This is a genomic window from Microbacterium sp. VKM Ac-2923 (genome assembly GCF_022815605.1).
GTDB lineage: Bacteria > Actinomycetota > Actinomycetes > Actinomycetales > Microbacteriaceae > Microbacterium.
Genome location: NZ_JALGRP010000017.1, coordinates 20,888 through 32,353, shown reverse-complemented (window position 1 = coordinate 32,353; position 11,466 = coordinate 20,888). Strand labels below are relative to the sequence as shown.

Annotated in this window: 7 protein-coding genes and 1 tRNA gene; 5 read left to right on the top strand and 3 right to left on the bottom strand. The window is 68.9% G+C overall.

From position 1 onward, the window contains the following. The first annotated feature begins 186 nt into the window (after nucleotides 1-186). From MT347_RS17390 to MT347_RS17380, 3 genes are read left to right on the top strand one after another with little or no spacing between them, the layout of a single operon-like run. Nucleotides 187-777 carry a molybdopterin-dependent oxidoreductase gene (locus tag MT347_RS17390; RefSeq protein WP_243502599.1) on the top strand — a complete coding sequence of 197 codons (591 nt, stop codon included), beginning with the start codon at nucleotides 187-189 and terminating at the stop codon, nucleotides 775-777. Beyond that, nucleotides 774-1,511 (top strand): ferredoxin reductase, encoded by a 738-nt coding sequence (locus MT347_RS17385; protein ID WP_243502598.1) that lies wholly within the window; start codon nucleotides 774-776, stop codon nucleotides 1,509-1,511. The genes MT347_RS17390 and MT347_RS17385 overlap by 4 nt, the downstream gene beginning before the upstream one ends. Then, entirely contained in the window at nucleotides 1,511-1,771 is a 261-nt protein-coding gene (locus MT347_RS17380) for a DUF6510 family protein (protein ID WP_243502597.1), read from the top strand. The genes MT347_RS17385 and MT347_RS17380 overlap by 1 nt, the downstream gene beginning before the upstream one ends. Before the next feature lie 110 nt (nucleotides 1,772-1,881). Here MT347_RS17380 and MT347_RS17375 read toward each other — a convergent pair. Beyond that, nucleotides 1,882-1,970, bottom strand: a tRNA-Ser gene (locus tag MT347_RS17375). 101 nt (nucleotides 1,971-2,071) lie between these two features. Continuing rightward, nucleotides 2,072-3,355 (bottom strand): LCP family protein, encoded by a 1,284-nt coding sequence (locus MT347_RS17370; RefSeq protein ID WP_243502596.1) that lies wholly within the window; start codon nucleotides 3,353-3,355, stop codon nucleotides 2,072-2,074. Between the two features lie 286 nt (nucleotides 3,356-3,641). Here MT347_RS17370 and MT347_RS17365 point away from each other — a divergent pair, with 286 nt between their 5' ends. Both MT347_RS17365 and MT347_RS17360 read left to right on the top strand, forming a co-directional pair. Continuing rightward, nucleotides 3,642-8,489 carry a family 16 glycoside hydrolase gene (locus tag MT347_RS17365; RefSeq protein ID WP_243502595.1) on the top strand — a complete coding sequence of 1,616 codons (4,848 nt, stop codon included), beginning with the start codon at nucleotides 3,642-3,644 and terminating at the stop codon, nucleotides 8,487-8,489. A gap of 150 nt (nucleotides 8,490-8,639) precedes the next feature. Next, nucleotides 8,640-9,782 (top strand): substrate-binding domain-containing protein, encoded by a 1,143-nt coding sequence (locus MT347_RS17360; RefSeq protein WP_243502594.1) that lies wholly within the window; start codon nucleotides 8,640-8,642, stop codon nucleotides 9,780-9,782. A 6-nt stretch (nucleotides 9,783-9,788) separates the two neighbouring features. On the opposite strand, the gene MT347_RS18310 is transcribed toward MT347_RS17360, so the two are convergent. Continuing rightward, complete coding sequence (locus MT347_RS18310) at nucleotides 9,789-11,465, bottom strand: acyltransferase (protein ID WP_279391491.1); 1,677 nt, start codon at nucleotides 11,463-11,465, stop codon at nucleotides 9,789-9,791. Nucleotide 11,466 lies beyond the last annotated feature (1 nt).

The window sequence follows — 11,466 nt, the reverse complement described above, 5'->3', positions numbered from 1 at the left end:
ACCCCCACCGAAGCCCTCGAACGACTACTCTCAACCCCACCAGACAACGGTGTTGCACTGACCGCCTGAAACCGCCCAGCCCATTCGTCCTCCGCCGCACGGATCTCCTCCGCTCGCCTGCCCCTGTCCCGCCCCCGGACGGATGGCTAGGGTGAATCCACGCATCGACTCCGGCGAAGGGATGCCATGTCATTCATCACCCGCGGCTTCGGGGGCCGCCGCCGCGAGCGCGATCCGCGACTGCCTCCCGGCCAGAGCCTGGTGGGCGACTGGCCGGTGCTCTCCGCCGGCCCCACCCCCACCGTCGCCTCCGACACGTGGGAATTCGCCATCGGCACCGAGAACGGCGTGCACCGGTGGGATCGCGCGCAGCTGGAGGCCCTCGGTGTGGAGGACATCACCGTCGACATCCACTGCGTCACGCACTGGACGAAGCTCGACATGGCCTGGCGCGGGGTGTCGCTGGACCGCATCTTCGCGCAGGTCGAGACGGCCCACCGCTTCGCGATGGTGCACTCCTTCGGCGGTTACACCACCAATCTCGCCCTCGACGATCTGCTCGGCGGCAAGAGCTGGATTGCCTTCGAGGCCGACGGCGAACCGCTGAGCGCTGAGCACGGCGGCCCCGCCCGCCTCCTCGTGCCGCACCTCTATTTCTGGAAGAGCGCAAAATGGGTGCAGGGGCTCATCACGATGCCCACCGACAAGCCCGGGTTCTGGGAGCAGAACGGCTACCACCCCCGCGGCGACCCGTGGCGCGAGGAACGGTACGGGTGAGCCGCCGCGCGGCATCCTGGCACGTCGCGTCGGTCGTGCGCGTGCGTGCCGAGACGTCCACGGCCCGGCGCATCGAGCTCGAGGTGCCCACCTGGCCGGGCAACGACGCGGGGTCCCACCTCGACGTCCGCCTCACCGCACCCGACGGCTACCAGGCGAGCCGCTCCTACTCGGTGGCTTCGTCGGGTGCGGGCACCCGCGTCGTGCTCGCGGTCGACGAAGTGCCCGACGGCGAGGTTTCGCCGTTCCTCGTCCACGACCTGCGCGAGGGCGATCGCCTCGAGGTGCACGGCCCCCTCGGAGCGTTCTTCGTCTGGATGCCGTCGCCCGACCCTGCTCCCGTGCAGCTCATCGCCGGCGGCTCCGGGGTCGTGCCGCTATATGCGATGGCGGACGCGCACGCCGCGAGTGACGATCCGGCGCCGTTTCGGCTGCTGTACTCGGTGCGCTCCCCTGGCGACGTGTTCTTCGGCGACGAGTTGCACGCCCTCGCCGACCGTGACGACCGCCTCCGCGTCGACCTCGTCTACACCCGCGCCGCCCCGCCGGAGTCGCCTACTGCCCCGGGCCGACTGACCGCCGAGAGCCTGCGCGCCGCCGTCATCCCCGCCGATCGCGAGCCCCGGGTGTTCGTGTGCGGACCGACGCCGTTCGTCGAAGCCGTATCGCGGTGGCTGCTGGAGGCCGGACACGCTGCGGCGCGCATTCGCACGGAAAGGTTCGGAGGCTCCTGATGACCCTGCTCGATGGCAACGCCCTGGCCGGGCGACTCGACGACCTCCTCGGGTGGGATGCCACGGCATCCGACGTCCGCTGCACGCACTGCGGCCTGCAGGATCTGCTCGCGACGGCCGCGGTCTACGCCTCCGCGATGGGCACGGTGGTGCGCTGCCGCGCCTGTGACGCGGTCCTGCTCACCGTGGTCGACGCCCCCGACGGACGCTCATGGCTCGGCATGCCGGGGCTCGCTGCGCTGGAGATGCGGCGGCGCTGACGGTCGCTCCCCGCCGGGTTCGGACCGCGTCGCCGCGCGCGGCTGTCTCGATTCATGACGGGATCGCGCCCGCACGAGAAAAGCCCCGGCGAACCGGGGCTTTCTCACTGCGGAGACGGAGGGATTTGAACCCTCGGTCCCCGTGAGGGGACTCCACCTTAGCAGGGTGGTGCACTAGGCCGAACTATGCGACGTCTCCAGGTGATCGATGCCTCACGGCGCGAACACACCGGTCCATACTAACCGGTCGTCGCCTGGCATCCGAACCACGATCCGGATGCCGGGCGACAGGGCCGACGATCACTCGCGGACGTTGCCGTTGGAGCAGGTCGCCTGCGCCGCGGTCTGCCCGGCGATGCCGTCGGGGAGCACGATCGCGTCCGAGCTCGGTGCCGGGGTGGACGAAGCGCCGTCGGTCGGGACGGGGGTCGCCGTGTCCGCCGGGGCCGGCGTCGGCGCGGGAGCGGCGTTCTCGTCGACCACGACGCCGTCGCCGTCGCTCAGGTTGCCGGACAGCTCGAGGGGCTGGTTCGCGGCGAGCGCGGCCCACAGGGTGTCGGCGTCCTCGTCGTCGGGGACGACGCGGTTGGGATCGGCGGGGTCGGTGTAGGTCGGGTATTGGATGAAGACGATCTCGTCGAAAGGGACGTCCTTCACCGCGGAGGCGATCTGCACCAGGGTGAGGGGGTTGGTGAGCGAGGTGGACGGGTCGACGTTGCGCAGGGCCGTCGACGCGAGCTTGTACAGCGTCGCGGGGTTCGAGAGCACCTCCTGGCTCTTGAGCTTGTTGGCCAGACGCGACATGTACTGCTGCTGATTCGAGATGCGGCCGAGGTCGCCCCCGTCACCGACGCCGTGGCGGGTGCGGAGGAACTGCAGGGCGTCGAGACCCTTCACCTGGCGCATGCCGGCCGGCCAGTCGATGCCGGTGTAAGGGTCTTGGATGCCGTTCGCGATGCACACGTCGACGCCGCCGATGGCATCCGTGATGTTGATGACGCCGCCAAAGCTCACCTTCGCGGCGAACGGGATTTCGAGGCCGCTGAGTTCGGAGATCGTGGCGGCGACGCACGACAGACCGCCGTAGAGATACGCACTGTTGATCTGCTGCTTGCTCATCGCGGAGTTGACGTTGCCGTCCTCGTCGGTGCAGGACGGGATCGGGACCATCAGGTCGCGCGGGAACGAGATCACGGTCACCCGGCGCGGGTTGTCGGAGATGTGGACCAGCATGTTGACGTCGTTCAGATTGCCCTCGGCATCGTCGCCCGTGCAGCGGTCTCCGAACAGCTGCGCGAAATCGGGCTCGCACTCGTCGGTGCCGATGAGCAGCAGGTTGACGCCGCCTTTCAGCTCGCCGAGGTCGGGGGGCGCGGCGGGCTGCCCCTTGAGGTCGACCGCGTCGGCGGTGAAGCTGCGGGTGAGGTCGACGGCGGCGTACGCGAACACGGCGCCGCCCGAGACCAGGAGCACGGCGAGCACGATGGCGAGTCCACGGAACAGCTGGGCGAAGGGGCCCGGCGACGACAGCCGCCCGTGGCGGGCGGCGGTGCGCTGTCCGCGCGGTGTGGTCGTCGTGCTCACTCGTGTCCTCTCGCGACGGATGCCACCGGCCGGGCACCACGTCGACCCCGGCGGGGCCGGAGGTCGCAGTAATACTAGGGACGCGCGGCTGTGAATGGCGTGAGGGCCAGCGGGCGACTGCGCCGTCGGGTCAGAGGCGGTTTGGGCGGTCGCGACGGGGAGCGGTCGGTTGTTCGTATCGGTTCGATACTGCCCGAAAGAGTTCGTTTCTCTACCGGATACCGCTCACATGTGGTCTGCTACCGACGACCCCCGAATGGGCTTCCTTCAACGACGAGGACCTCCAATGACGAAAGCGTCATCCGCCCGGTTCGCCTGCGCCCTGACTGCCGCTGCCGCGGTGGTGATGGGATTGCTCGTAGCACCCACTTCCAACGCCGTCGCGGCAGGCGCCGACCCGGTCTCCGTGACCATCGACGGCGCCGACGTCGCCGCGGCCGCACAGAACCGCAACGGCCTCACGTTCAAAGGTTTCGGCGTTCTGACCGCCAACTCGACCAGCGCCCTGTTGCTGGACTACAAGGCGCAGCACCCCGACAAGTACTGGGAGATGATCGAGACGCTGTTCGGTGGGGACCACCCCATCATGAACACGGTCAAGATCGAGATGGGCAACGACCGCAACACGTCCACGGGCCCGAACCCCGCGACGATGCGCTCCCGGGACGAGTACCCCAACGTCCTGCGCGAACCCGGGTTCCAGCTCGCGGCAGACGCGAAGCTGGTCGCCCACGGCGACGTGCACGTCAGCATCCTCCGCTGGCAACGCCCGACGTGGGTGACGAACCATCAGGAGCAGTACGTCTGGTTCAAGAACACCGTCCTCGCCGCCTACCGCGAGTTCGGCTTCATGGTCGATTCCATCAACCCGGACACGAACGAGACAACCAGCCCGGAGATCCAGCTCTACAAGGACTTCTCGGGGTGGTTGCGCAACGACACCACCGGGTTCCAGGGCGCGAGCTCCACCGACCCGAACAACGGCTTCGCGTCCGAGCAGGAGCGCGCGCTCTACACGGCCATCGAGACCGTCGCCGCCGATACCGTCGGAACACCTCCCGTCTCGTTCGGCAACGCGATGACCGCTCCGGCCGACCCCTCCCTCCGAGACGCCGTCGATGTGGTCGGCTTCCATTACTCCAGCGCCGACGACAGCGCGGGCAACATGAAGAAGATCGCCGAGCAGCTGGACAAGGAGGTCTGGAACTCGGAGGGGCAGTCGACGTTCTCCAACTCGGCCGACCGCCCGAACAACACCAACAGCGACGAGCAGGGAGGAGTCGGCACGCAGTTCGGTGGAACGAACAGCGCTCTCGAGATGGGCAACTGGGTGACGACCGGGTTCACGGCATCCCGCCGCACGCTGAACATCTTCCAGCCCGTCATCGGGTCGTTCTACGACGGTTTCCAGTACTCCTCCAAGGAGTTGGTCAACGCCCGCGAGCCGTGGTCGGGATGGATGTACTACGACGGCGGCCTGTCGGTCATCGAGCACTTCACCCAGTTCGCCACCCTCGGATGGGAGAACGAGGACAATACCGCGGGCATCTGGCGTGCCATCCCGAAAGCCTCCGGCAGTGAGCTGGGAACCGGCAACCCGCCGAGTGGCGCCCGAGCAGGCGGGGCGTCGTACACCACGCTCGCCGCGCCCGACGCATCGGACTTCTCCACCGTCATCATCAACGACAGCAAATTCACCAAGACGTACCGCGTCACGGCCAAGGACCTCGCCCTCGGCGCGGACAAGACCGCCGAGGTGTGGGAGACGCGCGCAGCCGACACCGGCGACGCCTACGACGCCAACTACCTGGTCCCGGTCGCCGAGCTGCAGCCCGACGGGAACTCGACCTACACGGTGGAGGTGAAGCCCTTCTCCGCCGCGACGGTCACCACCCTCGACCACGCCACGACCACCGGCGACGGATCCATCGTGGCGAAGGACGGGTACGGCAGCTCGCTCCCGTCCAGCCCGGAGTTCACCGACCCCGACGGCGGTCGGGACGTGCTCGACACGGACGCCAGCGGTGCCACCAACGGGGTCACGAACGACGACGTCCTGTACGCCGACGATTTCGAGTACGCCGAACAGGCCGACATCCAGAGCTACGACCCCGCGACCGGGCGGCTCGTCGACACGGGCGAGAGCTTCCTGGAGAGCCGCGGAGCACGCTCGAAGCCGGAGGGCACCCCCGCCACGCAGCCGGAGGACCTGGGGGTGACGCCGCGCTACACGAACGACACGAACGGCGCGTTCGAGTCCGTCACGACGACCGACCCCGCGCACCGCCGCGTGCTCCGCCAGCAGGTCGGTCCCGGCATGAACGGCGGCGCCTGGAACGGGGGCGACCCGAAGACCACCATCGGCGACGCGCGCTGGGCCAACTACACGGTCTCGACGGATGTCCTGTTCGAGGCCGGCGGTACGCCGTACGCCACGGTGGGCGCACGTCAGCAGGGTGGCACCGCCAACGGTCAGAACGTCTCGGCGGCTGAGCTGCGCGTGGACCCGACGGGGGCGTGGACGTTCATGCGGTTCGGTGCGACCCTCGCCAGCGGCACGGTCGCCAGTACCCCCGGCGTCGCCTTCAAGACGGGCACCGGCACATGGAACAACATCTCCGTCAAGGTGGCGGGATCGGTACACACCGCCTCCGTGAACGGGGTCGAGGTCTCGACCTTCACCGACCCCGCGCCGCAGTCGGCCGGTCGGATCCAGCTGGGGTCGAGCTTCACCTTCGTCCAGTTCGACAACCTCAAGGTGGAGACCGTCCCGGGCTACACCCCGTACTACAGCTCGATCATCGACGGCATGCACCAGACGAGCTGGGACGACACCTCGGTTCCCGTGCTCGACTTCGACGCGAACTGGAGCCACGTGAACGGGCAGGGCATGTTCGAGTGGCAGCGCACCGCATCAAAGAGCACCGCCAAGGGCGCGACGATGTCGTACGCCTTCCGCGGTACGGGGCTCGACATCATCGGAACCAACCCCGGCTCCGCGACGCTGAACGTGACCGTCGACGGCGTCCCCGTCGCCGTCGCCGCCCCCACGTGGTCGGCGGGAAGCGAACGAACGACCTTCCAGCTCCGCGGACTCCGCAACGGCGCGCACACCGTCGCGCTGTCCACGGCGAACGACAACTCCCTCAACGTCGACGCGGTCGGCGTGATCCAAGCGACCGCCGCCTCGGCGAAGGTCGACACGACCGCGCTGGCGAAAGCCGTCGATGCCGTCGACGACGCTGTGGAGGCCGAGTTCACGCCCGAGTCGTGGGCCGTCTTCTCGGCGGCACTGGCTGACGCCCGCGCCGCCGTCGCCGACCCCGTCGCCTTCGGCCTCGACGCGGAGGGCGCGTCGGCCATCGCGACGCGCCTGACGGTCGCCAGCGACCAGCTCACGCCCAAGGACGTCAGTCCCGACGTCCTCGACCTCGGCACTCTGAGCATCACCTCGAAGGAGCGCGCCCTCCCGAAGACGCTGACGCTGAACGGCGCCGACGTCCCGGTCACGTGGACGCAGGGCTCGCTGGCGAGTGCCACGGGAACGGCTGAGCTGGCGAGCTTCGTCGCCACCGGGCGTTCCACCCAGAAGGTGTCGACGGGTGTCTACCAGCGGTTCACCGCACGCGTCCTGGTTGTTCCCTCCGACCTGGAGTACTTCATCGACTCCGGATCGAGCGGTGCCGCCGCGGGCTCGGCGTACGCCGCGGTGGCGAGTCGCGACTCCCTGCGCAACGACAGCGCCGACCAGAAATGGGATGGCCGGACCGCCGGCAAGACGTGGGGGTACGCCACGACGGCAACCGCTGTCAGTGCCGGCACCCCCGCGGACTGGGGATCGTCATGGGTGGGGGCGGACTTCAACAAGCCCGTCACGTACTACCTGACGCTCCCCGCCGGCTCCTACAACATCGGTGCCGTTCAAGCACCACGGGCCGGACTGACGACGAACATCTACGCGAAGGTCACGGCCGGGTCGTCCTCGACCACGAAGTCCGCCGTCTCGCAGGGCTCGGCGACGACCGTCTCGCATTCCCTCACCGTCGACACCGACACCGTGGTCGCGGTGGAGTTCGGCACGACGGGCACCTCCGGGTACAACGCCCGCCTGGCCCTGCTCTTCGTACAGAGCGTTCCACGCGATGTGGGCATGCAGGGTGCGCTCGGGGTGAACGACGCCCTGCCGACGGCGGTGGAGATCGCCGGCACTCAGAAGACGGTGCAGTGGGACGCCCCGTCCGCCGCGCAACCGCGAAGCGAGTACACGAAGCTCGTCCTGTCCGGACGCCTCTCCGACGGCGGGCAGAGCGTCGTGGCATCGTACGAGGTCGTCCCGGCCGGCTTGGTCTACTACATCGACTCGGGCACCGGCGGGGCCGATTCCCCGCAGTACACGGCGGTGAAGAAGGCCGTCCCGAGTGTGATCAACGACAAGGTCGACCAGGTCTCGACCGCGCCCACCCAGTGGGGATACGTCGCTGACGGGATGAAGGTCAAGGGCAGCACGGACATCAACGACAAGTTCTCGACGGGGCTCTACCAGGACACGACGAAACTGACGTACCGGCTGACCCTCGAGGCGGGCACCTACGCACTGACCGGAGGCTTCACCGAGTGGTGGGGCATGAACCGCACGATGAACCACACCGTGTCCGCGCAGGGCGTGGAACTGGCGAAGGGGAACATTCCCCTGTCGGCGACGAGCACGCCGTTGACCTCGGCGCTCACCTTCACCCTCGACGAGGACACGACCGTCGAATACGTCGTGACCAACGAAGGGGCCGGAGGGGAGAAGCCCGTCATCTCGTGGCTCGCCGTGGCCGACGTGACCCCGCCCGAGCCCGAGCTGGACGTCACCGTGGCCATGAGCACGCGGTGCGTCGCGGGGAAGGTCCTCGTCACGGCAACGGTCGCCAACAACGAGTCCGTGCCGGCGACCGTGACGGTGACCACTCCGTGGGGCAAGAAGGACTTCGGTTCCCTCGACCCCGCCAAGAAGGCATCGGCTGCCTTCAGCACTCGAGCCGCATCCATCCCCGCACAGGCGGTGACGATGACCGCCAGCGCGGAGATCGACGGACAGAAGGTGCAGATCGCGAAAGAGGTCGATGTGGCTGCGGCGAGCTGCCGCTGAGGACCGTCTCTCACCCGAGAAGAACGGGGAGGCCCTGTCGGCGTCGCCGGCAGGGCCTCCCCGGGTCCCGGTGACGTGGTCGATCCGCTCCGACCGCTCTCGAAAGTCCTTGCCTAGAATCGATACGACGTGGGTGGACGAGGAGGTCCGATGGACACGCAGAAACCCGCATCGCCCGCGTTCGGGCTCTCCCGCCAGGAGCGCATCCTGGATGAACTCCGGCGATCCGGCTCGGTTCGCGTATCCGAACTGAGCAAGCTGCTCAGCGTCGCCGAGTTGACCGTCCGCCGCGACATCTCCTCCCTCGCCGACCGAGGCCTGCTCACTCGCGTCCACGGCGGCGCCACGCTGCGCAGCCGACTGGATGCGACGGTGCCGCGCGCGGGCGCCATCGCCGAAACGCCTCTGTTCCGCATCGGGATGGTGGTGCCATCGCTCACCTACTACTGGCCCCAGATCATCATCGGGGCGCGTGCGGCGGCGACCACGAGCGGTTCCCAGCTCATCCTGCGTGCGGCGAGTTACTCCGCGGCAGACCAGCGCCGACAGATCACGTCCCTGATCGAGTCGGGGTACCTGCACGGGCTGATCGTCGCCCCGGACACCTCGGGGCCCGACGGCATCGCCCTCCTGCATTGGCTGGCATCCCTGCCGATACCCGTCGTGCTGGCCGAACGACGAGCTCCGTCATCCTTGGCGCTGACATCCCTGGAATGGGCGACGACGGACCACACCCACGGCGGCATCCTGGCGGGCGAATATCTGGCGTCCCTCGGGCACACGCGCGTGGGGATCGTGACATCCATCGACTCCCCCACATCCGCTCCGCTGCGTCGCGGTTGGGAGCGCGCCGTGCAGGACCTCGGTCTGACGAGCCAGGTGGATCAGGATCTCGCCCTGGAGGCGATGGAGGGCCACGATCGCGACGACGTCATCAACCTGCTGCTCTCCCAGTGCCGGTCGACCGAGACGACGGCACTGTTGATCCACTCCGACCGTCAGGCGGTCCTGGTGCAGCAGTATGCGCGGGACAACGGGTGGGACGTGCCGGACCGGCTCGCCATCATGGCCTACGACGACGAGGTGGCGGAGAGTGCGGAGCCACCGATCACGGCGTTGCGTCCTCCCAAGCAGGATGTGGGGCGGGTGGCCGTCGAACTGATGCTCGGGCGCCTGACGGGCGGGCCCGCACGACCACGGCAGCGCACGTTCCTGCTGCCGGAGCTGAAGCCGCGTGGCTCCAGTGCGACACCGAGCGCTCGCGACGCCGCCGTTTCCGCCCCGCCGGTGTGAGGGCGTTCACCACCCCATGATGTGCAGGCCCGAGCGGGTGATCTTCACGGCCGGCTCCGGCCGGTGGACCCCTCTCGGTCGGTAGCCGAGTGACGGCGACTCCCCGCACATGTCGGCGAGGTACCAGATGATGGCGAGCCACATCTCCGCCCCCTGCAACCCGCATCGGCCTTCGTCGGCGGAGTCGGAGAGTCGGAAGGCGAACCCCCGGGTCGGTGCCCACATGGTGAGGGCGTGCTCCAGCATCCGCGTCGCCACGGCCCGCGTCTCCTCGATCCGGTGACCCGTTCCACGGGTGAGCCACAGCGGGTGGATGACGTCCAGAACGTTGCAGGCGTCGTACGTCTCTTCGGTGAAGAAGGTCTCGTTCGCGGCGTGCTCCAGGACGGTGTCGATGGTGACGGTCGGGTAGGGCAGCGGGATGCCGAACTGCGCGAAGGTTCCGCGGGTCGTCCGGTACGCGCCGTTCACGAGCAGCAGGAGATCCCCACCGGATGCCGCATCGCCCCACATCCCGGTTCGGGAGTCCGCGCGGGTGGTCAGCCATCCGAGCAGGCTCTCGACAGCGCCGGGGAGGACGGAATGTCCCGACCGGAGCGCCCACTGCAACGCCGTCCCCAGCGCATCGATGCGGTGGCCCGCGTCCCAGGGGTCCGTGCGCCAGGGAAGCGATTCGCAGAAGTCCGAGATGTCGGCCGGCGTCATCCGAGTCGCTTCGCTGATCGGGTGCGGAAGCTGCCCGCGGAGCAGGTCGAGCGCGTAGCCGACGCTCAGCACATGGTACGCCGCATCGGCGTCGTCGAACGGCCGGCCGGGCACGGTTCGCACGCCGGGGGACGGGATACGCCCGTCGAGGCGCTGCGTCTCCGTCAACCGACGTCGATGCTGATCGGCGGTGAGCTGCGGCGGGGCGCCGGGGAGAAGCAGTCTCGCCAGCTCGACCGCGTCGCAGTGCGCCCGCAACGACGGCTCCGCGCCGGGGCGATCGACGTAGACGCTCGCCTCGGCGTCCCAGGCGCGAGCGAGGATCGTCTCCGCGTCAGCGCGGGCGCGGTCGGCGAACTCGCGCAACCGCACCGCCAGGTCCCGGGGCCGAGGGGTCGCAGCCTCGGCCGGCGCCACTCTCCATCGGATGAATGCAGCGGGGTTTCCCCCCACGATGGCGCCGGAGGGGACGTCTTTCGTGACCACCGCGCCGGCCGCGAGCACGGAGTGGGCGCCGACCGTGACGCCGTCGAGGATGACCACGTGCGAGCCGATCCACACGTCGTCGTCGACGACGATGCCCTTCGAGGTGAGCGGCTGCCGGAAGACCGGGGTGCCCGGTTCCATCGAGTGGTTGAACCCGAGGAGGGAGGTGTGCGCCCCGATGCGGACACCCGCCCCCAGGCGGACGCGTCCGCGGATCACGGTGTACGGGTTGATGCTGCAGTCGCTGCCGGCGACGAGTTCGCCGGTCAGGTACGCGCCCGCGGCGATGTACGAGCGTTCGCCGAGGTGGAGGACGTCATTGTCGACCGCGGCGGTGTCCGCGACGAACACGTCTTCCGCGAAGGTGCGGTCACCCCGCTCGGCCAGCGCGATCAGTCGCGCCTTCTGCGACCGCTTCGCCTCGTCCGAGGCGGACTCCCAGAAGGTCCACGGAGAGAAGTCGAGCGTTTCGACACCGTCCGGTCCACTCATG